This window comes from Flavobacterium frigoritolerans (assembly GCF_025847275.1).
GTDB classification, from domain to species: Bacteria; Bacteroidota; Bacteroidia; order Flavobacteriales; family Flavobacteriaceae; genus Flavobacterium; species Flavobacterium frigoritolerans.
The window spans coordinates 112,562-138,681 of record NZ_JAOZEV010000008.1 but is presented as its reverse complement, the minus strand read 5'-3'; the positions used below and the strand labels follow the sequence as shown (position 1 = coordinate 138,681).

Below are 26,120 nucleotides of genomic sequence, written 5' to 3'. Positions count from 1 at the left end.
GTATTTTTTTTGTATTCTTTTTTACATATAGAATCTATGTTTCTATACGTTAAATGAAATTTTAAGACCCGAGTGAAGCGAACAGACAAAGTAATTACGCCCAACAGTTTACAATAATAAACAAATCTATTTTGTATTTTTAACCAATTGATTTTTAAAACCAAATCACAACAAAAGACGTAAATTAAAATATGCTCCTAAAATTTAAAAATCATATTACTCAAACATTTCCTTTTCTCAAAAAAAAGAAATTGCTACTAGCTACAAGCGGGGGTCTGGACAGTATGGTTATGGCTCATTTATTTGCGCAGCTAGAGTATGATTTTGCAATAGCGCATTGTAATTTTCAGTTGCGAGGTTTAGAAAGTTTTGGAGATCAGGATTTTGTTAGTACTGCAGCAGATAATTTAAAATGCCGATTTTTCATTACACAGTTTGATACTGAAGCTTTCGCCAAAGATTACAAACTTTCGACTCAAGTTGCTGCGCGAGAATTACGATACAATTGGTTTTATGAGCTTCTAGAAACAGAAGGGTATGATTATATTTTAACAGCACATCATGCCGATGATAATCTAGAAACATTTATAATTAATTTAAGTCGAGGAACAGGATTAGAAGGTTTGATTGGAATTCCAGAGCAAAATGATAAACTGATTCGTCCACTATTGCCATTTTCGAGAGAAGAAATAAAACAATATGCCGAGGATAATGCTATCGAATGGCGTGAGGATAGCAGTAATGCATCTAATAAATATTTACGAAATAAAATTCGTCACGATTTAGTACCGATTTTAAAGGAGATAAATCCTGGTTTTTTGACTGCTTTTCAGAAGACTCAGGAGTTTTTGCAAGAAGCCCAAATTATGGTCGAAGATGCTTCGATTATGGTATATCAGCAAGTTGCAAAAGAAATTAATGATGAAATTCATTTCGATTTAGATCAATTAAAGCGCTTAACAAATTATAAATCGTATTTATATCAATGGCTTAAAGAATATGAATTTTCGGCTTGGGATGATATTTATGAATTGGTTGATAGTCAGTCAGGAAAGCAGGTTTTTTCGCCAGAATTCAGATTGATAAAAGATAGGACAACATTAATTTTAAGCCCAATTCCTGAAATAAAGCAAGAAGAATTTTATATAGAAATTAATGACAAAGAAGTTAATTTTCCCTTAAAATTGAAACTCTGTAACGTAGGTCACATAACAATAGATTCAAATAAAGCTATATTTGTGGACGTCGAAAAAATCCAGTTTCCTTTAGTTTTACGTAAATGGAATGAAGGTGATGTTTTTCATCCGTTTGGAATGAATGGAAAATCTAAAAAAGTAAGTAAACTTTTTAAAGATGAAAAATTATCCTTGATTGAAAAAGAAAACACATGGATTTTGTGTTCGGATAATCAAATTGTTTGGGTTGTAGGAATCAGACAAGATGAGCGTTTTAAAATAGAAAATACTACAAACAAGATACTTAAAATAGAATTACAATAATGAAATCAAACTATTACCCCCAAGCTTTACTATCAAAAAAAATCTGGAATAATTCGATTCTGTTTTTGTTGTTTTTCTTTTTTGCTTTTGCAAAAGGAAATGCACAAATCTTAGAACCAGTAAAATGGACCTCTAAAATCGAAAAGAAATCAGGAAACAATTTTGTATTAATTTTTGATGGAGTTATTGAGAAAGATTGGCATATATATTCTCAATTTACCCCGGATGGTGGACCGCTACCATTAGAAATTTCTTTTAAAAATCAAAAAGGGAATTATAATTTGGTTGGTAAAGCCAAAGAAGGAAAAACGAGAACGGCATTTAATGACATATTTGGTGTTAATGAAACTTTCTTTGAAGGGAAAGCACATATCGAGCAAGAGATTACTATTACAAATGCTAGTGTAAAAACAATCGAAGTCGAATTTGACTTTCAGATTTGTAAAGAGGTATGTATCAATTTAAATAAGAAGTTTTCTATAGCACTTCCAGCTAATTTTAAAATGAATGCCGATGTTGCAGCAGCAGCTATTGTAAAAGCAGATGAGGTTGTGACAGATCCTGTAGATGCTCTGGCGGTTGATACTTCTAGTACAGTACCTGCTTCGGAAATAATTCAAGTAAAAAAAACGGATTCAGATTTAGCTACAGCTGATAAAGATATGCCGGAATCTGCTCCACAAAGAAGTTTGTGGTCTATTTTCTTTATTGCATTTTTATCTGGTTTCGCAGCATTGCTTACACCATGTGTGTTCCCAATGATTCCTATGACGGTTAGTTTTTTTACAAAACAAAGTAAAAGCAGAGCAAAAGGAATTAGAAATGCTATTATATATGGGTTCTCAATCATTGCAATTTATGTGATATTAGGTCTTATTGTTACAAAAATATTTGGTGCAGATGCATTGAATGCGCTATCTACGGATGTTTGGTTTAACTTAATATTCTTTGTTATATTAATCATTTTTGCAACTTCATTTTTGGGAGCTTTCGAAATTATGTTGCCAAATTCATGGGCAAATAAAGCAGATCAACAAGCAGATAGAGGTGGATTAATCGGAATATTATTCATGGCTTTGGCTTTGGCAATTGTGTCATTTTCTTGTACAGGTCCAATTGTTGGGACTTTATTAGTTGAAGCTGCTTCAAACGGTGGAATTGCTCCAATTGTTGGGATGTTTGGTTTCTCATTGGCTTTAGCCTTACCGTTTATGTTGTTTGCAATGTTCCCAGGATGGTTAAATTCATTACCTAAATCGGGTGGATGGTTAAATACAGTAAAAGTTGTTTTAGGATTCGTGGAATTGGCTTTGGCATTCAAATTTTTATCAAATGCCGATTTGGTTTTACAATTGCACCTATTAGAAAGAGAAGTTTTTATCGCCATTTGGATTGCTATTTTTGGAGCTTTAACATTATACTTATTCGGTAAAATTACATTGCCACACGATAGCCCTTTACAACATATTTCGGTTGGTCGTTTGTACTTAGGTTTGCTTACACTTGTGTTTACGGTATATTTAATTCCTGGACTTTGGGGAGCACCTTTAAAATTAATTAGTGCTTTTCCACCACCACCACAATATAGCGAAAGTCCGTTTGGAGTAGGAGGGTCAAGTAATTCTGGTCTTGGGTCAGAAAAAGGATTGCCTGATGGGGCTGAATTAGGACCGCACGGAATCATGGTTTTTCATGATTATGAAGATGGAGTAGCTTTTGCTAAATCAATCAATAAACCAATCATGCTCGATTTTACAGGTTATGCTTGTGTGAATTGTAGAAAGATGGAAAACAATGTTTGGTCTGACGAAAGAATCTTACCGATCCTAAAAAATGATGTAGTGCTTATTTCTTTATATGTTGATGATAAACGCAAATTGCCTGCAGACGAGCAATACGTAACTGCTACAGGGGATAAGATTATTACGGTAGGTGATAAATGGACAGATTTTATGATCTCTAAATATAAAACCAATACACAACCTTTGTATATCATAACTGATTTAGAAGGTAAGAATTTAAATAGTTCTAAGCCAACAATTAGTTATGTTGGAGCAGACGAATATTTGAAATGGTTAAAAGAAGGAATTTCAAAGTTTAAATAATAAGTGAAGTTTCTTGATTTTTTAGATTTGATAATTAGTGGTGCATTTGCATTAGCTGCATTCTTATTTTATCTAACTCATAAAGATAATTTAAAAGTTGAAGAAGAAAAATGGGGATTAACTAAATCCAATAGAACAATTTTAAAAGTTAGAGCTTTTTTAGTTATTTTTCTTCTGATGATTTTTAGTATAGGTTATTTTTTCTCTTTTATAAATTCATTTTCTATTTAGAAAAAGGTAATATTAATTTAAGTAAAAAAGCACTCTAGATATAAATTTAGAGTGCTTTTTTGTTTGAGTAAGTTATTGAAAATTAGTTTTATAAAAATTCTCCGTGTTGAGAAATATCCAAACCTAGTTCTTCTTTTTCTTCTGTTACTCTTAGCGGCGTAATTTTATTTACAATAAAGAAAAGAATATAAGAGCCTACAAAAGCAAAAACTGATACAATAACCATTGCTATTAATTGGTTTGTGAATAATGTTGTGCTCCCAAAAATAAGCCCCTGATTATCTCCAACAGCTGGGTTAATAGCTTTAGAAGCAAAAACGCCAGTTAATACCATTCCTACCATACCACCAACGCCGTGACAAGCAAAAACATCTAGCGCATCATCGATTTTTCCTTTAGGGAATTTGCCTACGACAAGATTACTTACAATAGCAGCAAATGCTCCAATAAAGATTGCGTGTGGTATGCTTACAAAACCTGCTGCAGGAGTAATAGCTACGAGCCCTACAACAGCTCCAATACAAGCTCCGAGTGCCGATAATTTATGTCCTAAAATTTTATCTAGAAATACCCAAGCCATTGCTGCGGCTGCGGCTGCAACTGTAGTTGTTCCTAAGGCTTGTACGGCTAAACCATTTGCTCCTAAAGCTGAACCAGCATTAAACCCAAACCAACCAAACCACAATAATGCTGTTCCTAGTAAAACATAAGTAATACGAGCAGGATTTATTTTTTGAACTTTTCTTTTTCCTAAAAATATGGCTCCGGCTAATGCAGCCCAACCTGCACTCATATGTACAACTGTTCCTCCAGCAAAATCAAGTACGCCCATTTTAAAGAAAATGCCTTTTGGATGCCATGTCATGTGTGCCAAAGGAGAGTATATAAATAATATGAATAAAACCATGAATAATAAATAAGCCCAAAAACGAACGCGCTCTGCAAATGCTCCTGTTATTAAAGCTGGGGTTATAATGGCAAATTTGGCTTGGAATAATGCAAATAACATAAACGGAATAGTAGGAGCAAGACTCCATGCAGTATTAGTGCCTACGCCTTGAAAAAATAAATTAGAAGTTGGATTGCCTATAATTCCACCTATTGATGGGCCAAATGCTAATCCAAATGCAATAACGACCCATAATATTGTTACAATTACCATTGCCATAAAACTTTGAAGCATGGTACTAATTACGTTTTTCTTGCCTACCATACCTCCGTAAAAAAAACCTAATCCTGGAGTCATTAATAATACAAATGCTGTTGCAACAATCATCCAAGCAGTATCGCCAGTATCAAACTTAACAGTTTCGGCAGGAATTGGGTTATCGGACAAGATAAAATTAGAGAGAAAGGTTAATACCAAAATCGTGATAAGAATCACAGTTAAAATAATTTTTCGCATAGTTGGTTAGTTTTAAATTTTAATAAAAGTATAAAATGATTTAATACCCCTTTAAAAAACGATACTTAGTGTTTTATTTTTATTAAATTTTCATTTTGACCCCCTTAATTTTGACGGTAGTAATTAAAAATTATGCCTAAATTGAGTTTTACGAATATCTGACTCTATGAAAGATGAGTTTATAGTTTGTGTTTTAATTAAAATTGTCAGTTTTGTTTTATGATGGGAAGAGTAATTAGTTTGAATGTAGGATTTAAGCATTTTATAAAATGTATTTAAATAAAAAAGACCTAAATGAATTGCTCATTTAGGTCTTTTGACTTTGTTATAAATGGTTTATAACTATTAATTAAGAATTAGATATGATTTTAACACATAGAAACATAGAGTTTTTATTCTAAAAAAAGACGTTTCACTTATTTAAAAATACAGAGCTACTAGCTATGTTTCTATGTTTCTAAAAAAACATAAATTATACCCAACAGGCTATTATTAATAGCGTTTATTTCTGATTGTATTTCTCTTTGTATTTTTTATTTAATTTAGTTTGATGTGTTTCCAGACTAATCATTCTACCTTGTATAAAAGCATTAGTAAGTTTGTTGGTTCTCATATCGAGTGCATCACCTTCGGATATAAATAAAGTAGCGTCTTTTCCTGTTTCTAGAGTTCCGCAAAGTTCATCTATACTTAATAGTTTAGCGGTATTAGATGTTATTAATTGTAATGCTTGTTCTTTGTCTAAACCATAAGCTGCACATGTTCCAGCCAAAAATGCTAAGTTTCGAGTATTCATACGTTCATTGTCGCCACTATTTTCTAAACCAACTAAAATACCTTTGTCGGTTAATATTTTCGCCATCTTATAAGGTAAATTAACATCTTGATCATCACTTTGTGGCATATCATGAACACGTTTTAGTAATACTCCGATATTGTTTTTTTGTAATAAATCAGCAGTTTTATAAGCTTCAAAACCACCTACGATAACTACTTTTTTGATTCCATTATCCTGAGTTAATTTTATAGCATCAATGATTTGTTTTTCTCCATCGGCATGGATGAACAAAGTTTGAGTTCCATCAAAAAGCCCTTTTGTTGATTCAAAAATCAAGTTTCTTTCTTTTGGAGCGTCCCCGAAATAGGCTTTAGAATTAATTAAAAAAGCATTGATTTCTTCAATTTGGGGTACATAATCTTTGTTGGCTTCAATAGGACCTGGCTCAAACCAAGAACCACTTTTTTTAAAGCTAGGAGGGAAATTAAGATGAATCCCGTCATTTTCTTTAAGTACGGCATCTTGCCAACTCCATGCATCTAATTGTACTATTGATGAAGTTCCAGAAACTCTTCCGCCACGAGGCGTGATTTGTGCTATTAAAATTCCGTTTGGACGAACGGTTTCTATTACCTTAGATTCAGAATTATAAGCAATAATACTTCTTACATTAGGATTAAAACTTCCAATTTCCTCATCATCATTAGATGATTTTACAGCATCAATTTCTACAAGTCCTAACGTGGAATTTGGAGCAATAAATCCTGGATATACATGTTTACCGCTAGCTTCAATTGTAGTGTCGTATGCATCTGCAGCTAGTCTGATTGTTCTGGCATCAGCTACCAATGTTATTTTTCCATCTTTAAACCCGATAGCACTATTTTCTATCACAGTTCCATTGCCTAAATGTGCAGTAGCATTTAGTATTAAAACTGATTTTGTTTGTTTTGGAGCTGGCGTTTGCTGTGCTTTTATATATATTGGCATGCAAAATGCCAATAGTAAAATATATATGTTTTTACTTGTCATAGTTCTCTATTTTTCTATTTGTGAATCTTTCGTTTTTATTGTTCTAAAGTATCACAGTGATATTCTTTTTTCTCTTTCTTTTTTGGTTGCTGAGTAGCTGCTCCTTTGTTTTTTTCTTGTAGCAATTGACCTATTAGCTCACTTCTTTCTTTGGTTATAGCAAGCTCTTGTTCTGTTTCTTTTAGAACATCATAATATACAACACCTTCAATAATTGTTTTTTCGGCTTTAGCATAAATAGATAATGGATTAGTATTCCATAACACAACATCTGCATCTTTTCCTATTTTTAAACTACCTACTTTATCATCAATATGTAATAATTTTGCAGGATTCAGAGTGACAAATTTCCAAGCTTCTTCTTCAGATACATTACCATATTTTACTGCTTTGGCAGCTTCTTGATTTAATCTTCTGGACATCTCGGCATCATCAGAGTTATAGGCAACTACAATTCCTTCATTGTGCATAATTGGTCCATTAAATGGGATAGCATCATTTACTTCAAATTTATATGCCCACCAATCAGAAAAAGTTGAAGCTCCAACTCCGTGTTCTTTCATTTTATCGGCTACTTTATATCCTTCTAGAATATGGGTAAAAGTGTTTACTTTAAAATTGAATTTTTCAGTAACATTCATTAACATTAAAATCTCCGATTCTATATAAGAGTGACAAGTAATAAAGCGCTCTTTGTTTATGATTTCGGCAATAGTTTGTAATTCTAAATCTACTCTAGGTGCTTTTCCTTTTTTAGAACCCGAATTGTATTTTTTCCAAGTGGCATCATACTCTTTTGCGCGTTGAAAATAATCAGTAAAAACTTGTTCAACTCCCATTCTTGTTTGAGGGAAACGTGTAGGATTTGTAATTCCCCAATTAGATTGTTTTACGTTTTCACCCAGTGCAAATTTGATAAATTTAGGCTGATTTTTATATAGCATTTCTTCTGCAGGTTGTCCCCATTTCCATTTTACAATTGCTGAACGGCCACCAATTGGGTTGGCAGATCCATGTAGTAATTGAGAAATTGTAACTCCACCAGCCAAATCTCTATAAATATTAATGTCTTCTGAGTTTACAACATCTTCAATAGTTACTTCTGCTGTTGAGTTGTGTCCCATTTCATTTACCCCATTTGATATTGCAATGTGTGAGTGTTCGTCAATAATACCACTCGTAAGGTGTTTTCCTTTTGCATCAATAACTGTTGCTGATGCATCGGATAAATTTTTCCCTACAGCAGCTATTTTTCCATTTTTGATTAAGACATCAGTTTCTTCAAGAATTCCTTCTTTTTCATTAGTCCAAACAGTGGCATTTTTAAATAATATAGTTTGTGCTGTTAATTTTTTTGAGTTACCAAAAGCTATGTTTGGGAAAGTAACTGGCATTATAGGGTTTAATTTTTCTGTGTTAGCAGAGTCTTTTTCCATTACAAAAGGAGCTGTTTTTATTGCAGTCCATTGAGTTTCATTTCCATTAGGTAAAACTGCTTTTCCAGAAAGTTTTTGTATGTTTTCTATAAGTCCTGTTAAGCGAGTATAGTCAGCTTTAGTAGAATCTTTGGATTTAATTAGTAATGAAACCCAATTGTTTGAAACTGAAAATGTAGTCGTTGCTTTTTTAGCGTCAGCTGTTGTAACTTCTGATTTTGGGGCAGTAATTGTACCATCGATTTTCCATTTATAAGTAGTTGTATCAATTGTTAAATCATAATTACCACGGATGTCTTTTGTATTAACATCAGTAACAACATATTTACTTCCTTGAACCCAGTTTTCATATAAAACGGTTTTTTCATCAAATATTTCTCCTGAAGTAATTACGAAGTTTGCATAACTACCATTTTTTAAACTTCCTATTTCATTACTTTTTCCTAATATAGCAGCAGGTACAGTTGTTAAGGCTTCAAGTGCTTTTGTTTTGTCAAAACCATATTTAATAGCTTTTATCAAATTGGTTCTAAAATCTTCTGTTTTTTTTAACTTGTCAGTTGTCAAAGCAAAAACAATCCCATTGTCAGAAAGAACTTTTAGATTAGTTGGGGCTTGATTCCAAAAACGTAGGTCGGCTAATTCTAATTGATTGGATTGATAAGGATTAGAAACATCATATGCTTCTGGGAAATTTATCGGGATAATAAATTGAGAATTTGTCTTTTTTATTTCTTCAATTCTTTCAAATTCATTTCCTGATCCTTTTAAGATAAAATTTAATCCAAATTCTTTAGCTATTTTGGCAGCTCTTAAGCTGTTTAATTTGTCTTCTGTAGTAAATATTTGTGCCAGTTTTTCGTTACTAGCCAAGGCTTCTAATGATAGATCTTTGGTAGTCGAATTGCCTTTTTTATACCAGTCTAAATCCAAATACATTTGGCGAAGCAATGCCATCATACCCATTAAAGAACTTGGATACGCTTGGTTAGTTGCTACACTTCGTGTAAATCCAAAATGATTGGTTGCTTTGTTAGACAGTATTCTTGTACTATTCTCACTATTATTTAATGCTATTAATACACCAGTTCCACGAGCAACTCCGTCAGGGATATGAGTTCCAACTACTCCAAAACCTGCTTTTAATAATTCTTCGGCTTTAGGTTGGTCGTATTTAAAGCTTTCGTATGCGTTTACTTCAGAACGAATACTTTCATTCCAATAATATCCAGCTCTTTTAGTATCGTATAATGGGTTGCGCCCTCCAGAATAACCTTTTGGTTTTTCTACTCCAAATGAGGTGTAAATATCTATAAATGAAGGGTAAATTGTTTTTCCTTCCAAATTAATTGTGACGCTATTTTTGGGAATAGCGATATTATTTCCTGCACCAACTACTTTTCCATCTTGAATAAGTAAGGTGCCTTTTTCTATTTTTTGTGTAGGAGTTACATAAATAGTTGCATTAGTAAAAACGGTATAATTATTGTTTTTATTGTGAATACTTTCATTATTAGGAAAATAATCCTGGGCGTGTATTTTTGTTAAAAAAGTGCTCAAAAAGAGTAGTAATATGGCTTTTTTCATAAATATATAGGTTAGTTTTTCATAAAAATAGCAAATATTAATACTTGGGCAAGTTAAAACCTAAAAATTATTTTATTTATTGAAGCAAGCTAATGAAATAGCGCAATGGGACGTTTTATTAGGCAATCTTAAAAGAGTAAAATAGGTAGTAATAGTACTGATTTATTAGCAGATACTAGTTTTTATTTAACAGGCTTTCATAGCGGGCTTTTAATCCTTCCAGATATGGAGCCTTAATTTCGGCAGCAATTTCTACAGATTTTTTTAAAACTGCTATAGCATTAGTCTTCTTTCCGTTTTGTTCCAGAATATCACCATATTTTAAAAAGGCGATAGGAGAGTTGGGGTGTAACTCAGAATTGCTCTTTAATATGGATTCGGCAATATAAGGTTTAGTTTTTTCATACTGAGAAGCAACTGCAACGATATCGTCCTCTTTGTATAAATCAGATTCAGTTAATTTTTTTACAACATCAAATAGTTGCTGATCCATCTTAGCCGTATCAGCTTCGTTAACAGGTTTTGTTTGTTGAGCAATAGCTGTTTGTAGTTCCTGATACAGTTTTTTAGATTCAGCTGCATTTTTATTTCGATACCCTTCCGCTCCTTTTTGTGCTAATTCTATAGCTTTATCATAAGCTACTTCGGGGGTAGTCTTGTATTCGGGAATTACACCTATACCTTCCCAGTTCGTTTTTGTAATTGGGTTTATACCAGTTCCATTAGGAACAAACATTTCTAACAGATTATTAATTTCTAAAACCTCACCCGGATTTGCTCCGCCACCAGTTGTTTCACCTATTAATGTTGCTCTTTTTTGGGTTTGCATATTATAACTGAATTCTTCGGCGCCCGAAAAAGTTTTTGGGCTAGTAAGTATGAATAAGGGAATATCGAGCATCTTTTTTCCATTTACATCTTTTACCCAAAATTCCTCAGTAAAATTGTCTTTTCTAAAGTATAAAGTATTTAGTAATAAAGGGGCTTTAAAAAAATAACTGCATAAATACTGTACCGTTTTTGGACTACCACCGCCATTCGTTCTTAAATCAATTATGATAGCATCGGTATTTGCCAGTAAGTGCATATAAGAATCAATTGTTTGTTTGGTTTCGTGTATAAAAAAGTCAAACTTAAGATATCCGATATTTCCATCAATTATTTTAACTTCTCTAAAACCATTTGCCAGTTTGCGGTTTTCGGTGTAATTGTGCAGATAAACTTCATAAGAATCTTTATTTGGATCTTTCTTTTCATTAATAGCAGGGATAAATTTGGGCCATATTCCAAGATGCTTGTCATTATTAATAAATCGAACTTCTTTTGTTAAGGCTACTGCAAAAGAATCTAATAAATCATATTTTTTAAACTTACCTTCTTTCACGGAATTTTTTAAATGGTTTCCAATTAATTTGGCTTTATCAGGAAATATGTAATTTTTTTGTAATAACGAATCCATTTTTAAAACGGTTTCTTTTTTAAATTTTTCATTTATTGTTTTCTGTTGGGCGTTTGTATTTACTATAAAAGCAAATGAAAATAGTAGAAGAAAAATAAACGGGTGATTAAAATAAAAAAGCCTGTTTTCTGTTGGGGATAATTTGTTTTTCATGATTACTCTCGTTTGATTGGTTGGTAACTTTTTTTTATTGAAATGCCTTAATGATTCAAGGACAAATGGTTAGGGGAATACATGTGCTAATATATAATTTTATTGTAAATCATTTATAAATAATGAGTTGCCTTAATTTTTTAATATCGTTGAAGTTATAATAGCGAATATAATTTATTGAAATGAATGTTGAATCAGTGCGAAGTGCTGATTTTGCTGATAATACAACAAGTTAAATATTTCAAAATAGAAAACAGATTTAGAGTTGCATCTTTTAAATTTGTTAGACTCGAAATTATTTGAGAAATAAAAGTTGTCAAAATTTAATAATTATTAGAAACAAAAATGGGCGAAAACAATAAGATAAAAGCAGTAACAAGATCAAATCCAAGTACATTATCAGCACCAGTAGGTAATTATTCACATGTTACGAAAATATCAGGTAATGCAGATATTTATACTTTTTCGGGTCAAATAGGTACAAGTAAAGAAGGCAATTTGCCAGATAATTTTAATGAGCAAGTAGCAAATACTTTTCAGAATATAAAAGCTGTTTTAGATAGTCAGGAATTGGTAGCTGATGATGTTATAAAAGTGAATATCTGGGCAACACAAGAAATTGACTGGGATGCTTTTTATGCGGTATGGAATGCGTTTTTTGGAGAAGTATATCCATCAATGACTGTAGGTTACATTTCGGCATTGGGATTACCAGATATTAAACTGGAAATCGAAATCTGGGCTGCTAAGTAACTTTATTAACTCTACTAAAATAAAAAACGAGATGATATTCATCTCGTTTTTTATAAACTACTCAATAGTTTTTTCGATATAATCGGAGTTTAGCAGATATAAGGCACCCATATATTTAATATTAAACGAGACTAAATCTCCAATTTTATATTTCTTTTTAGATTTAGAAATATCAATTACTAACATATCCGAACTAGCATCGACAATACTAATTTCGGCATCATCAGATTCTAAGTATTGCGGTTGCATATCGAGTAAACCAATATCAAGGATTGCCCGCAATGAAGTACCGCCAAAATCTTCGGTATCGTTCATAGAAAAGGTATTTCCAGCGACATTTTCGCCCAATTCGCCAGTTGGGATATCTGGTTTTTCGGTTATTTCGATAATCTCAGTATAAAGCTTGAAAACATCGTTGTGCATCCCTTCAATAGTTTCTCCAGTAAATAAGTCCTTCCCGAAGAACAATGCTTCACCAATCCTAAAATGGTTAACTTCCATTGGTCTTGCATTTTTAATGATTAAAGGCAGTGCAACCGAAGTTCCGCCAGAAACCCACGGAATACTGATATTAAATTTAGCTTCAATAAGTTGCTTGTATAAACTTAACTGAATTAGTTTGTCCTGAGTAGGCATCACGCCGCTCAAACAATTAAGGTTGGTACCAATACCGCGAATTTCAATATTTGGAAGACTTAAAACCTGACCATAAAACTCAACTAAATCTTCGCCCATTACACCTTCGCGTAAATCTCCCATTTCAATCATAATAATGATTTTATGGATTTTATTTTGTTTTTCGGCTTCACGCGAAAGCAGCTGTATGGTATAAATTTCAGTATTAAAACTAACATCGGCATATTTTACAATGCTTGCAATGCTTCGTTTTGCAGGTGGTTTAATATAAACGGTTTGAATGTTTGGATCTAATGCTTTGATTTTCCTTAAGTTACTAACTCGTGAGTCATGAATTTCTGTAACTCCCAAAGCAATTATCTCTTTAAGATATATTTTGTTTCCACATAAAAGTTTAGAGACAACGCCCCATTTAATATTTTTTGAAATGAAAATGTTGTTGAGAAAAGTATAATTCTCTTCTAATTTTTTACGATATAATTTTATGAATGCCATTGCGTTCCTTTTCTTTTTTTAATTTAAATTAACCTGTTGGGTGTAATAGGTAAAAATGGTAGTTAACGCACAAAAAAATATAGGTTTTCGAAATATGTTTTTTTTCATATCCTATATAATTTATTTTGAATGAAACGTTTTTTTTAGCTTTTATAGTCTGTAAAAGCTTGAATTACAAAGAAATGAGTTGAGCTAATAATTGCTTATTTATTCAAACGCATTTCAAGGTATTTATTTGTAAAACCTAGTTTTTCGTACAAAATTTTAGCTGGATTATCGGGTTCTACATGTAATGCAATATTTCCTTGGGCTGTAGCAATTACTTTTTGCATTAATTTCTTTCCGTAACCTTTTCCTCTTTGGCTCTTGTCAACTGCAATATATACAAGTATATTTTCAGGAATATAATCTTTCATCCCTGTATTGTTTAATACACAAGCACCTACGATTTTATTCTCTTCTAGACCAAGCACGATTGTTCCGCCTTTAGCAGGATTCATTGCATATGCGATTGCTTTAAGTATATCTTCAAGAGTGTCTCCATATTGTTCCAGATGAGTATGAAGAAATTTAGCGATTATTTCACCAGTAAATGTTTTATCCTCTCCTTGTTCAGGAGTAATTATCTTGAATTCCATTTTATTGTTCTTTTTCGATTATTTGAGCCCAGTTATGAAATTTTTTCAAAGGGCAAAAGATGCAATATGAATTGCAAATTGATACGTTTTTTTAGTCAGATTCCAGATAGGTAAAATAGAATTTGATAAATGGCAAATAAATATTTTGACTAAAAAATGATAGATATTTTCGCAATTTAAGGAAAAATAACCGCAAAATCACCAAAATAACCAGCTTATTTTGTTTTGGGCAAATAATCAAGAGGTTGGTTTTATTGCTTTTTTAGAGTAGAAAAAGGATTTTTATAAATGCAATTATGAGGAAGTTTTATGAGTAATAGTAGTAAGTTCCAATTGTTTTTGTTGTTAAAATAGTGAGGAAAGATTCTGGTCAAAAATTTCAATAATTTTTTTATGAAACAGTATTTTTAAATTATAAGGTTAAATCCATATCCAACATATTCAATTTCTTTTTTACTGAAATATTTAATTTATAATTCATAAAAGGGCATTCTGTAAGACTTATAGAAATAATTGTCTTAAGCCTCTTTTAGTTGTTTTATTCTAAAAAAAATAGGAAAAATTGCCTTGTTTTTAAATTTTGTGTAAAGATATTTTGTCAAAATAATTTTTTTAATATATTTGTAAATCTAAAAATTCAAGTAATGAGAGGTGTATTGTATGAGTGTAGGCACTATATAATATTATTTTTTACCGATTAATTACTGGATTCTCCCCCCCCTTTTACGTGTAAGGTAATAAAAGATTTTTTTACCCTTTCAAATGCAATGTCTTTATGTTGAGTAAGTACGTAAGCAAGTTTTATTTTGATAATCTAAAATTTAAACGATCATCAATAAAAAAAATGCTTTTTAGACGCTTAAAATAAGTAGATAGATTTTATATCTATTTGAAAAAAGAATACAAATATCTAATATAAACTAAATTACAAAGATTTAAAACAAAACTATCAATTTATGAAAGGAAAGTATTTATTATTTTTATTAATAATTTTAAGTAATGATCTATTAGCACAATCACTTACAGGAATCAATACAATTTCACCGAAGGCCACATTAGATATAAATGGAAATCTAATTATCAGAAAAGTTGCTCTTGGCGACAGCAAAAATGATGTACTAACAATATCAAAAGATGGTTCCATTTATAAAATTCCAAATGAATTTCAGCCACCACGAATCTTATCAGGGACAATAGGATCTGTATTTGGAAGAGCTAATTCCGCTACTAAAACAGAAAAAAATCAAGCTGCAGTAGATCCTATAGGTGGTATTGCGATTACCAAAGGCCTTAACTACACTATAAGTAATCCCGATAACGGATATTTTGTAATTGTCTTTGATACTCCTTTCACGAATATCTATAGCGCCTCTATAAGTATGGTGGATTCATACGGAAGCAAATGGGGAGTAATAGGTTATGGTGAGCAACCGGATCTAGATAGTGTTGGATTAAGATTGTATACAAATGATAATACTCAAATTGCTTTTATAAATGTAAATGAACTTCATGTGAAAACTGGAAGAGAGAATGGACAACTACAGAATCGATCTTTTACTTTTATGGTAATGGGAGATAATAACGAAATATAATTTTTTAAAGTAATTGTAAATCTAAATATTCAAGTAATAAGAGGTGCATTGTATGAGTGTAGGCACTATATAATATTGTTTTTATCGATTAATTACTAAATTTCTCCTCCCCCTTACTAGAAGGTAATAAATTTTTTTTACCCTTTTAAACGCAATGTCTTTATGTTAAGTAAATACGTAAGCAAGTTTTATTTTGGTAATCTAAAATTTAAATGATGATTAATAAAAAAGAGCTTTCTAGGCGCTTAAGATAAGTAGATAGATTTTATAGCTATTTAAAAAAGAATACAAATATTTAATATAAACTAAATTAGAAACATTTAAAATTAAAACTATCAATTTATGAAGGGAAAGTATTTATTATTTTTATTAATAATTTTAAGTAATGATCTATTAGCACAATCACTTACAGGGATCAATACAATTTCACCGAAGGCAACATTAGATATAAATGGAAATCTAATTATCAGAAAAGTTGCTCTTGGCGACAGCAAAAATGATGTACTAACAATATCAAAAGATGGTTCCATTTATAAAATTCCAAATGAATTTCAACCACCACGAATCTTAGCAGGGACAATAGGATCTATATTTGGAACAAATAAGGATGTTCCTAAAACAGAACATAACAAAGCTGCAGTAGATCCTATAGGTGGTATTGCGATTACCAAAGGTTTTAACTACACTATAAGTAATCCCCAAAACGGATATTTTGTAATTGTCTTTGACACTCCTTTCACGAATATCTATAGCGCCTCTATAAGTATGGTAGATACGTATGGTAGCAGCTGGTGGTCAGTAAGTACTGGTGAGAAACCGGATCTAGATAGTGTTGGATTAAGATTGTATACAAATGATAATACTCAAATTGCTTTTATTAATATAAAAGAACTTCATGTGAAAACTGGAAATGACTCAGGAGTACTACAGAATCGATCTTTTACTTTTATGGTGATGGGAGATAATAACTAAATATAATTTTTTTAAGTATTCCAGAAATATAAATCTAGATTAAAACGTTTTGATACATTACTTAATTGGTTTCTTAATTAAATAGGGGGATGTTAATGAATACTATAATGTTGATAAAATGATGACTTCGCCAGATATTGAATTGCTCGTTGCAGAATTTGATGGCGAAATTATTGATTCAGGTTAAGTGAAGGATAGACAATGTAAAACCTTATTTTAAATAGCCATAAAAAGGTATATAGAAAATTAGGCTTTACAAATGACTACATTCAGACGAGAAAGGAAGTGTAATTTATTTCTTAGCCTTAATTTCTTTAAAGATTTGCTTTAAGAACAGAGTGTAATTCTCTTTTATTTCATCAAATAATTTTGGATTAAAAGTCTTGATATTTACTAAAGCTACATTGTCTTTTAAATAATACGCCTGTAAATGGCTACTTGGGTTTTGTTTATGAACTTCATATTCGGCATTTTTATATAGTTCGGAATGGAGGTTGATTGTTTTATAATAGAAGTGTTTTATTTAACCAATTCATCTTTTGTCTTTTATAGTATGCACATTAATACTGTTTATGTTACAATGAAGGAGCTATTATAATTTTTGAGTATAGAAAAAAGATTTTTATAAATGCAATAATGAGGAAGTTTATGAGTAATAGTAGTAAGTTTCAATTGTTTTTGTTGTTAAATGAGTAAAGAAAGATTCTGGTCAAAAAAAAATATGAAACTGTATTTTTAAGTTACAGATTAAATCGATATCCAACATATTCAATTTCTGTTTTTACAATATTTAATTTATAATTCATAAAAGGGCATTCTGTAAAGTTTGCAAAAATAATTGCTTTAAGCCTCTTTTATTTGTTTTTATTCTAAAAAGTCAGTAAAAACTATGAGTTTTTTAGATTTTGTGTAAAAATGCTTTGTTAAAACAAATTTTTTTGATATATTTGTAAATCTAAACATTAAAGTAATAAGAGGTGTATTGTATGAGTGTAGCCACTATATAATATTATTTTACCGATTAATTACTGGATTTCTTCTCATCCCTTTACTAGAGGTAATAAATTTTTTACCCTTTCAAATAAAATGTCTTTATGTTAAGTAAATGCATAAGCAAGTTTTATTTTGGTAATCTAAAATTTAAACGGTAATCAATAAAAGTGCTTTCTAGACGCTTAAAAGAAGTAGATAGATTTTATATCTATTTAAAAAAGAATACAAATGGCTATTACAAACATTTAAAACTAAAATATCAATTTATGAAAGGAAAGTATTTATTATTTTTATTAATAATTTTAAGCAACAATCTATTAGCACAATCATTTACAGGAATCAATACAATTTCACCGAAGGCAACATTAGATATAAATGGAAATCTAATTATCAGAGAAGTTACTCTTGGCGATAGCAAAAATGATGTACTAACAATATCAAAAGATGGCTCCGTTCATAAAATTCCAAATGAATTTCAACCACCACGAATCTTAGCAGGGACAATAGGATCTGTATTTGGAAAAAGTAGTTCAGCTTCTAAAACTGAAAAAAACCAAGCTGCAGTAGATCCTATAGGTGGTATTGCGATTACCAAAGGTCTTAATTACACTATAAGTAATCCCAGAAACGGATATTTTATAATTGTTTTTGATACTCCTTTCGCGAATATCTATAGCGCCTCTATAAGTATGGTAGATTCATACGGAAGCACTGGATCATCAGTGCCTAATGGTGAGCAACCGAATCTAGATATTGTTGGACTGAAATTGTATACAAATGATAATACTCAAATTGCTTTTATCAATATAAAAGAACTTCATGTGAAAACTGGAAATGACTCAGGAGTACTACAGAATCGATCTTTTACTTTTATGGTAATGGGAGATAATAACTAAATATAATTTTTTAAAGTATTCCAGAAATATAAATCTAGATTAAAGTATTTTGATACATTACTTAATTGGTTTCTTGATTAATTAAGGAAGATATGATAATGAATACTATAATATAGATAAAATGTTGACTTCACCAGATATTGAATTGCTCGTTGCAGAATTTGATGGCGAAATTATTGGTTCAGGTTAGGCAAGGATAGACAATGTAATGCCTTGTTTTAAATAGCCACAAAAAGGGATATGAAAAATTAAGTTTTATAAATCATTACATTCAGATGAGAAAGAAGTGTAATTATTGAGCTATATTTAAGAATCACCTTGATTCCTTAAGGGATTATAAGTTTAAAAAAGCAACTATTTGTAAGTTAAATATTACAAATAGTTGCTTTTTTAATTTATATTTAAATACTTTTACTTTCATAAATAAAAGCATATATGTTAGTTAAAGTATACGGAAGCGCAGTTTTTGGAGTAGAAGCCACAACTATTACTGTTGAGGTAAATATGGATACAGGAATTGGGTATCATTTAGTAGGTTTGCCAGATAGTGCAATCAAAGAAAGTTGTTTTAGGATTGCAGCAGCATTAAAAAATAACGGGTACAAAATGCCTGGCAAAAAAATAACCATAAATATGGCGCCTGCCGATTTACGTAAAGAAGGTTCGGCTTACGACTTAACTTTGGCAATTGGTATTTTAGTGGCTTCAGATCAAATAAAAGCACCCGAACTAGATAAGTATGTCATTATGGGAGAACTTTCGCTTGACGGAAGCTTACAGCCCATTCGAGGCGCTTTGCCAATTGCTATAAAAGCTAAAGAAGAAGGATATAAAGGTTTTTTTCTGCCAAAGCAAAATGTAAAAGAAGCTGCAATTGTAGCTGGATTAGATGTTTATGGAGTTGAAAACGTACAGGAAGTAATAGATTTTTTAGAAGGAAAAGGAACTCTGGAAACTACAGTTATAGATACAAGAGCAGAGTTTTATAAAACATTAGATTTCCCTGAATTCGATTTCTCCGATGTAAGAGGACAGGAGAGCATCAAGCGTTGTATGGAAATTGCTGCAGCTGGTGGACACAATATAATTTTGGTAGGACCTCCGGGGGCAGGAAAAACGATGCTTGCCAAACGATTACCCAGTATTTTGCCACCAATGACATTAAAAGAAGCATTAGAAACGACAAAAATTCATAGTGTTGCAGGAAAATTAAAAGAAGTAGGCTTAATGAATCAAAGACCTTTTCGATCACCACATCACACTATTTCGAATGTAGCATTAGTAGGAGGAGGGAGTTACCCACAACCAGGAGAAATATCGATGGCGCATAATGGAGTATTATTCTTAGATGAATTACCTGAGTTTAAAAGAGATGTTCTCGAAGTAATGCGTCAGCCTCTGGAAGATAGAGAAGTAACAATTTCGCGAGCAAAGTTTACCGTTACCTATCCGTCATCTTTTATGCTTGTAGCGAGTATGAACCCAAGCCCAAGCGGATTCTTTAATGATCCAGATGCACCACAAAAATCTTCTCCACACGAAATGCAACGGTATTTAAGCAAGATTTCAGGACCTTTATTAGACAGAATAGATATTCATATAGAAGTTACGCCAGTTCCTTTTGAAAAATTAGCAGATGATAATAAGGCTGAGAGTAGTGTGCATATTCGAGGACGTGTTACGGCAGGACGTGAAATCCAAGCCAAAAGATTTGAATCTTTAGAGAATATAAATTACAATGCCCAAATGAACACGAAGCAAATACGCGAGTTTTGTGCGCTCGATGAACAATCAAAATTATTATTAAAAACGGCAATGGAACGACTTAATCTTTCGGCTAGAGCGTACGACAGAATTTTGAAAGTAGCCAGAACTATCGCTGACTTAGAAGCGGCTCCCAATATTATTTCTTCTCATATTGCCGAAGCCATTCAATACCGTAGTTTAGATCGTGATGGTTGGTTGGGGTAAGAGAAATAATAGTATATTTAAATAACTAATTAATTCTTGACCTATTATAATTATGAAAGTACTATTTATTTTGTTTTCACTATTTATGTTTACAGGGATACATTCACAAACAAATGAACCTGCCTTTTTTTTGGATGGAAATTTTGTACATAAAAACGCCCTTGCAAATTTTGATGTAAACGAAATTAAAGATATTAATGTGATAAAAGATACAATCACAATTGAAACAGTTAATTATACAGGAAGAATAATGATTACTTCAAAAAATCCAAAAGATGTTAATTTAATGTCTCTGAATGATATTAAGAATAAATTCACGAAAAGTAAAAGTAAAAAGTTTCTGTTTATATTAAATGGCGTAGTTATTCTTAAAGATGTAGGAACTTATAAAATTGACGAAAAATATATATTTAAAGCAGATGTAATTAATTCTGATTCAATTGAAAATTTGAAAGACACAGATTTAGATATTATTAGTATTCTAACAAAAAACAAAGAGAATACTGAACCTAAAATGCTTATTAGAGGAAGTAATATTTCAGATTCTCTAAAACCAGAATGAAAAAAAGGTTTAACATTGAATTCATGTTAAACCTTTTTAAATATATAAGTATAATTTCGTTTTACGAAGCCACAACTGGAGCATCTTTACGCTCTAATAATGCCATATAAAAACCATCAAAACCAGACTCAGAAGCTAATATTTTACGATCTTTTACAAAAGTAAACTGCTTACCAATTTCTGTTTTTAAGAATTTCTCTACTTGCTCTTGATTCTCAGAAGGCAAAATAGAACACGTAGCATAAACTAGTTTACCACCTGGTTTTACAATCTTAGAATAGTTTTCTAAAACTTCAGCTTGAACTTTACGAATGTTATCGATAAACTCAGGCTTTAATTTCCATTTAGCATCAGGGTTTCTTTTTAAAACACCCAAACCACTACAAGGAGCATCGATTAAAACTCTATCAGCTTTTTCGTGTAATTTCTTAATTACCTTAGTAGTGTCGATAATGCGGTATTCGATATTAAAAGCACCATTACGTTTTGCTCTAAGTTTCAATTGCTTCAATTTACTTTCGTATAAATCCATTGCAATTAATTGACCTTTGTTTTCCATCAAAGAAGCAATATGTAATGTTTTTCCACCAGCACCAGCACAAGTATCAACTACACGCATTCCTGGTTTTACATCAAGAAAAGCAGCAACAAGTTGAGAGTTAGCATCCTGAACCTCAAAGAAACCTTGTTTAAAAGCATCAGTTAAGAATACGTTGGCTCTTTCTTTTAGAACCAAAGCATCAGGTTGATCTTTTAAATAGTCAGTCTCGATATTTAAATCCATTAAGATCGCTCTTAATTGCTCCTTAGTCGTTTTTAGAGTATTTACTCTAAGTATAACTTTAGCAGGCTGGTTTTGAGCAGCAATTTCTGTAGCCCAAAGTTTTTCACCTAATTCTTTAACTCCTAATTCATCCATCCAGTCAGGAATAGATTCTTTAATCGCTCTGATTTTAGAAAGCTCGTCAAAACGACCTTTTATTTTTCTTTCAGGAACACCTTCAAGCTGGCGCCAATCAGGAATAGGATATCCTCTTAATACAGCCCATACCGAAAACATTCTCCAAAGGTTATCTCTGTCAAACGGTTCTTTAACTTCGGCAATTTCACCGTATAATCTTTTCCAACGAACTATTTCGTATATCGTTTCAGCGACAAATTTCCTGTCAGAACTTCCCCAACGTTTGTCTTTTTTTAATGCTCTTGCAACCACTTTATCTGCATATTCACCTTCATTAAATATAGCATTTAAAGAATCGATGGTAGTATAAACTAAATTTCTGTGTAATCTCATTTTAAATAATTGAGCTGCAAAGGTAGTATTAATTGCTTGAAAGTTAAATTTTTAATTTTGAATGTTCTTTTTATATTTTTAAACCAAAAAAAAACACTCTTTTAGGAATTAAAAGAGTGTTTTGTAACTATTTATTAAGGCTTAGTGAACTCGTGTTAAGCCTATATTTTCTGGAGCATGAAGCACCATTGGGAATTTTTCTATTTTTACAGAACTGCTGTCTAGTCCAAAAGCGCGTTCTTCAGATAAACTTAATTTCTTGATAAAGAAATAAGAGTTCATGATAATATTTTCATGCCATCTTAAGTCATTATCGTTAGAAAGGAATTTCTCAGATAATACAAATTTGAAATCTCCAATAATATTATTTTTATTCAAAGACTCGTATCGGCTAGTAATATCAACTTCTCCTTTTTTGACCATATCACGAATAACTTCTCTAAACATTAAGTTGATTTTGGTAGGTTCTCTAAATCCTAAATTAAAATCAACTCTATAAATATCGTCTTTAGCAATTTCGGTAACTTTATATTGAGTTTTGTATGGCTCAGTCAAAATATTTACGTGAACGAACCAGTAAATGTCAGCTCTCTTTGGACGTTTTTGCAAAATAGAATAAATGACTTTTTCCTCAAGTTCATCTACACGACTAGCATTCGTCATATAAACTAAATGCGTTGCATATTTTGGAATAGATAAATCTTCGCTCAATTCCATCAATACTTTTTTATAGTCTTCAATTTTGATAACCTTAGTATAGTTTTTATTGATTTTCTTGGCTAAGTACCAAATCGTCATAATCAAAATAAGTACCGATGCAATAATCAATGTTACATAACCACCTTCGGCAAACTTAGTTACATTGGCAATTAAGAAACTGATTTCGATTGCTAAGTATATAGTGATTAATGGAACCATGAAATATAATTTTACTCGTTTCATGATTAAGTAAAAATTAAGTAGGATAGTGGTCATAATCATACACAAAACAATGGCTAGACCATAGGCATGTTCCATTTTTCCAGATTCTTCAAAATGCAATACGATTCCAACACAACCAAAAAACAATAGCCAGTTTATAGACGGAATGTATAATTGTCCTTTTAATTCAGTAGGATATTTTATTTTTACTTTAGGCCAGAAATTTAATCGCATTGCTTCATTTATCAATGTAAATGAACCACTGATAAGTGCTTGAGAAGCAATTACAGCAGCAAGAGTTGCAATGACAATACCAATAGGTTGGAACCAACTTGCCATTATTAAATAGAAAGGATTTCCGTTGCCACCTAATTCTTGAAGCGTTTTTCCTTCGTGATGAATTAAATAAGCTGCTTGTCCAAAATAATTTAAGACTAATGCCGATTTAACAAATATCCAGCTAATACGAATGTTTTTTCTTCCACAATGCCCCATATCAGAGTACAAAGCTTCGGCTCCAGTAGTACATAAAAATACAAAACCTAATACAAAGAAACCATCAGGATGTATAGATAACAATCGATAAGCATAATAAGGATTTATTGCTTTAAAGACTTCAGGATGATGTACAATTTGTATTACTCCTAAAGTACCAAGCATGGTAAACCAGATTAGCATCATTGGGGCAAAAAATTTACCAACTAATTTAGTACCAAATTGCTGAATCGTAAATAGAACAAATAAGATTGCAATAACAATAGGAACAGTATTGATACTAGGGTAATAAGTCTTAATTCCTTCTATTGCAGAAGAAACAGAAATTGGTGGTGTAATAATCCCATCGGCAAGTAAGGCACTTCCTCCTATAATGGCGGGAACAATTAACCATTTAATCTTTGTTTTTTTAACCAGAGCGTATAAGGCAAAAATTCCGCCCTCGCCATGATTATCGGCACTTAACGTGATAAGGACGTATTTTATGGTTGTTTGAAGGGTTAATGTCCAAAAAACACATGAAATACCACCTAAAACAATGTCGGCATCGATTATATGTTTGCCGAGTATGGCTTTCATTACATATAAAGGAGAGGTCCCTATATCACCATAAATAATTCCTAAAGTGATTAATAAACCTCCGAAAGTTAACTTACTATGTAAGTTCTTGTGTGATGCGCTCATTTAATTTTTAATTTTATAAAAGTCGCGTCAAATTTACTGTTTTAAAACAAATTAACATCAAATTATGAATAATAAAGATAAAAAAAACACGATGGTTAAATCGTGTTTTTATTTTAATCAGCTAATTATAATAAAATTAGCCTCTTCGGTTGCCGCTTCTTTCAGAAGAGCTGTTTTCTCTTGGACTTGAATTACTTCTAGAAGCCGAATTAGATCTTTGATCACTAGAGCCTTGCGGGCTTGATTGTCTAGCTGAGCTTGTTCTGTTTTCAGAACTTCCTCTAGAGCTCTCACTTCTTTGAGACGAATAGTCTCTAGAAGCATTTCCTCTATTTTGACTGTAATCTCTAGTAGTTTCAGTTCTTTGCGTAGGTGTTGCTACAGTAGAATTTGTTCTATTTTGATTATAATCTCTAGTAGTTTCAGTTCTTTGAGTAGGTGTTGCAGTAGTAGAACTTGGTCTGTTTTGAGTATAATCTCTAGTAGTTTCTGTTCTTTGAGTAGCATTTCCTCTATTATAATCTCTAGAAGTATTTGTTCTATCTACAGACGTTCCAGTTGAGCTTGTTCTATTTTGAGAATAATCACGAGTAGTTGGTCTTGCAGTAGAATTATTTTCTCTAGAAGAACTTGTTCTGTTTTGAGAGTAATCTCTATTAGTTGTTGCCGTTCTATCAGTTGTTCTGTTGGTATTAGAATATGAGTTTCCTCTTCTGTTTGTTTCTCTACTAGCAACGCGTCTTTGGTCTAATTCATATCTGTTGTTTACATTGCTGTTACGTTGAGAGAATCCATTGTTAGGATTGCGTCTTTCATAACCATAAGAACGATTTGAGTTGTATATTACAACTGCAGCACTACTTCTTCTATGATTTACATAGTTGTAATGGTTGTTTACGTTAATACAAATGTTAATGTTACTTCTGTATCTATAAATCGGGTAAGGTCTCCATGCAGTATAGTAAGTTGGATAGTAATTCCATCTCCAGCTTGAATAATAAGGACGGTAATTGGTTACCCAAAACGAAGTGTAAATTACAGGAGTAACGGTATAAACAGGCTCATAGATATAATTAGAACCATAAATAAAGTCGTTCCCAACAACTTGTATATGAACTTTGTTAAAAGAATCTCTCTCTAAATCAATTGTTGCTACGTCTTGGTAAACATCACGGTCAAGTACAGCTTGTATGATGATTACGTGAGTTCTGTTTTCTACACTTTCGATTACACGTAAATAATCGACTTGATTATCATCATTTAAATCGAGGTTTGATATTTGAAATTTGGGTTCGTTTAATCTTCTTTCGAAATCCTGAAGATTTGCAGATTCTCCAAAAATTGAAGCTACAGCTCTTAAATCTAAATTATCACTAATATCAGAATTTTTAGCATATACAGTAGCTCCAGCTTGAGCTTGCATTGTAGCAAACCCTAAAGTTAGTAGGCCTATTAAAAGTAGTTTCGTTTTCATGATGTATCGTATTATGATTGTTATTTTGAATTATCCAATTACTGTGCCATAAAAAATAT

Annotated in this window: 17 protein-coding genes; 8 read left to right on the top strand and 9 right to left on the bottom strand. The window is 31.6% G+C overall.

Annotated features, from left to right (window positions below):
• The first annotated feature begins 191 nt into the window (after positions 1-191).
• Both tilS and OIU80_RS12035 read left to right on the top strand, forming a co-directional pair.
• Entirely contained in the window at positions 192-1,499 is a 1,308-nt protein-coding gene (gene tilS / locus OIU80_RS12040; RefSeq protein ID WP_264287250.1) for a tRNA lysidine(34) synthetase TilS, read from the top strand.
• Complete coding sequence (locus OIU80_RS12035) at positions 1,499-3,604, top strand: protein-disulfide reductase DsbD family protein (RefSeq protein WP_264287249.1); 2,106 nt, start codon at positions 1,499-1,501, stop codon at positions 3,602-3,604. Before tilS ends, OIU80_RS12035 begins: the two co-directional genes overlap by 1 nt.
• A gap of 319 nt (positions 3,605-3,923) precedes the next feature.
• On the opposite strand, the gene OIU80_RS12030 is transcribed toward OIU80_RS12035, so the two are convergent.
• The 4 genes from OIU80_RS12030 to OIU80_RS12015 all read right to left on the bottom strand — a co-directional run bounded on the left by OIU80_RS12030 (position 3,924) and on the right by OIU80_RS12015 (position 11,685).
• The gene (locus OIU80_RS12030) at positions 3,924-5,240 is read right to left on the bottom strand and encodes an ammonium transporter (RefSeq protein ID WP_264287248.1); all 1,317 of its coding nucleotides are present in this window, start codon (positions 5,238-5,240) and stop codon (positions 3,924-3,926) included.
• A 502-nt stretch (positions 5,241-5,742) separates the two neighbouring features.
• Complete coding sequence (locus OIU80_RS12025) at positions 5,743-7,050, bottom strand: amidohydrolase family protein (RefSeq protein ID WP_264287247.1); 1,308 nt, start codon at positions 7,048-7,050, stop codon at positions 5,743-5,745.
• A 35-nt stretch (positions 7,051-7,085) separates the two neighbouring features.
• A complete protein-coding gene (locus tag OIU80_RS12020) occupies positions 7,086-10,073 on the bottom strand; it encodes an amidohydrolase family protein (protein WP_264287246.1) in 2,988 nt (995 codons plus the stop codon).
• A gap of 175 nt (positions 10,074-10,248) precedes the next feature.
• Positions 10,249-11,685, bottom strand: a complete 1,437-nt coding sequence (locus OIU80_RS12015; protein WP_264287245.1) for a S41 family peptidase — start codon at positions 11,683-11,685, stop codon at positions 10,249-10,251.
• Between the two features lie 345 nt (positions 11,686-12,030).
• Here OIU80_RS12015 and OIU80_RS12010 point away from each other — a divergent pair, with 345 nt between their 5' ends.
• Positions 12,031-12,438: a RidA family protein gene (locus OIU80_RS12010; protein ID WP_264287244.1), complete on the top strand. Its 408-nt coding sequence runs from the start codon at positions 12,031-12,033 to the stop codon at positions 12,436-12,438.
• 57 nt (positions 12,439-12,495) lie between these two features.
• On the opposite strand, the gene OIU80_RS12005 is transcribed toward OIU80_RS12010, so the two are convergent.
• Positions 12,496-13,569 (bottom strand): alanine/ornithine racemase family PLP-dependent enzyme, encoded by a 1,074-nt coding sequence (locus OIU80_RS12005; RefSeq protein ID WP_264287243.1) that lies wholly within the window; start codon positions 13,567-13,569, stop codon positions 12,496-12,498.
• Between the two features lie 203 nt (positions 13,570-13,772).
• The gene (locus OIU80_RS12000) at positions 13,773-14,207 is read right to left on the bottom strand and encodes a GNAT family N-acetyltransferase (RefSeq protein WP_264287242.1); all 435 of its coding nucleotides are present in this window, start codon (positions 14,205-14,207) and stop codon (positions 13,773-13,775) included.
• A gap of 956 nt (positions 14,208-15,163) precedes the next feature.
• Between OIU80_RS12000 and OIU80_RS11995 the strand changes: the two genes are divergently transcribed.
• The 5 genes from OIU80_RS11995 (at position 15,164) to OIU80_RS11975 (ending at position 21,193) form a co-directional block, all read left to right on the top strand.
• A complete protein-coding gene (locus OIU80_RS11995) occupies positions 15,164-15,799 on the top strand; it encodes a hypothetical protein (RefSeq protein ID WP_264287241.1) in 636 nt (211 codons plus the stop codon).
• Positions 15,800-16,141: 342 nt separating this feature from the next.
• Positions 16,142-16,771, top strand: a complete 630-nt coding sequence (locus OIU80_RS11990; RefSeq protein ID WP_264287240.1) for a hypothetical protein — start codon at positions 16,142-16,144, stop codon at positions 16,769-16,771.
• Between the two features lie 1,259 nt (positions 16,772-18,030).
• Entirely contained in the window at positions 18,031-18,660 is a 630-nt protein-coding gene (locus OIU80_RS11985; RefSeq protein WP_264287239.1) for a hypothetical protein, read from the top strand.
• A gap of 435 nt (positions 18,661-19,095) precedes the next feature.
• A complete protein-coding gene (locus OIU80_RS11980) occupies positions 19,096-20,631 on the top strand; it encodes a YifB family Mg chelatase-like AAA ATPase (protein WP_264287238.1) in 1,536 nt (511 codons plus the stop codon).
• Positions 20,632-20,683: 52 nt separating this feature from the next.
• Positions 20,684-21,193, top strand: a complete 510-nt coding sequence (locus OIU80_RS11975) for a hypothetical protein (protein WP_264287237.1) — start codon at positions 20,684-20,686, stop codon at positions 21,191-21,193.
• Positions 21,194-21,254: 61 nt separating this feature from the next.
• Here OIU80_RS11975 and OIU80_RS11970 read toward each other — a convergent pair whose 3' ends face one another.
• The 3 genes from OIU80_RS11970 to OIU80_RS11960 form a co-directional block, all read right to left on the bottom strand.
• Positions 21,255-22,487 carry an RsmB/NOP family class I SAM-dependent RNA methyltransferase gene (locus OIU80_RS11970; protein WP_264287236.1) on the bottom strand — a complete coding sequence of 411 codons (1,233 nt, stop codon included), beginning with the start codon at positions 22,485-22,487 and terminating at the stop codon, positions 21,255-21,257.
• A 141-nt stretch (positions 22,488-22,628) separates the two neighbouring features.
• Positions 22,629-24,587, bottom strand: coding sequence for a KUP/HAK/KT family potassium transporter (locus tag OIU80_RS11965; RefSeq protein ID WP_264287235.1), 1,959 nt, complete (start codon positions 24,585-24,587; stop codon positions 22,629-22,631).
• 136 nt (positions 24,588-24,723) lie between these two features.
• Positions 24,724-26,061, bottom strand: coding sequence for a hypothetical protein (locus tag OIU80_RS11960; RefSeq protein WP_264287234.1), 1,338 nt, complete (start codon positions 26,059-26,061; stop codon positions 24,724-24,726).
• Between the last annotated feature and the right edge of the window lie 59 nt (positions 26,062-26,120).